Below are 914 nucleotides of genomic sequence, written 5' to 3' on the forward strand. Positions count from 1 at the left end.
CTTTTCAGCATATCCTTTCTTTGTATCATCTATATTTTATTGGTTGGATATGCTCCGTGGAATGAAAAGACTATTCATCTCGTCATCGCCATTGCAGTCTGCTTCGGATTAGGGAAACTCTTCACATGGCTTGATGAAAAATAAGTGCAGGGTCTCCCCTGCACTTATTTAGTTCATGAACTTCGTCATTTCCCATAATGCATAACCAGAGGTTCCAGCCTTGTGATGCGTCCATGTAACATCTTTATATCTGATAGAGATATGCTCCAATATCAGGCCAGCACCATCATCAATGATGTTAGGCATGACGAGGTTGATATCTGATATGAGTCCATCATTGATCTGAATGGAGAAAAACTTCTCTTGTTTTGCATGTTGTGTGGTGCGGTAAAAATCGATTAATACTTTAACCTTCTCTTGTTTATCCAATGCCATTGCCAGTAACGGTGTCGACTTATCGATAGGTTTCACCAGGGTGATAGGATTATGAACAGCATGACCGTCATTACTCATCATGTGGTTAAAAGCCAAAATCATGATTTCATCGGTATGCCCCGCCTGATAGCGGTTACCAATCGATTCTAATGTGGAGCAACCCTCAGAAATCAATCCCTGTGATTTACCTTCGATAGTCATGTATGCATAATTAGCCATATAAATTTCCTTTTCAAGGGTTTTTGAGCTTTGTAGATATTATCGTTAATGGACGACCAAAGCCATTGATGCAATCCTAATAATTAGGATGGTATGGATATCAAAGAACTCAGCGAATCGATTTGCTCATTTATAAATTATGATGGATGTTCCCCGTTGACTGAGAACGAAATAGCTCTAATGATTTTTGGAAATAATTTTCAACATGATAAACACATTTAATGAAATAGTTTTACAAGTGATTTTCTTATTCTAAGATG

At 37.7% G+C, this 914-nt stretch carries 1 protein-coding gene; it reads right to left on the reverse strand.

Annotated elements, in window-relative coordinates; all coding sequences use genetic code 11:
• Positions 1-168: 168 nt before the first annotated feature.
• Positions 169-654: an Hcp family type VI secretion system effector gene (locus BIY29_RS19890; protein ID WP_121576722.1), complete on the reverse strand. Its 486-nt coding sequence runs from the start codon at positions 652-654 to the stop codon at positions 169-171.
• Positions 655-914 lie beyond the last annotated feature (260 nt).

This window comes from Brenneria alni, from assembly GCF_003666245.1.
Lineage (GTDB): Bacteria > Pseudomonadota > Gammaproteobacteria > Enterobacterales > Enterobacteriaceae > Brenneria > Brenneria alni.

Coding starts and splice junctions, on each gene's coding strand:
- BIY29_RS19890 (WP_121576722.1), bottom strand. CDS start 654: ATGGCTAATTATGCATACATGACTATCGAAGGTAAATCACAGGGATTG.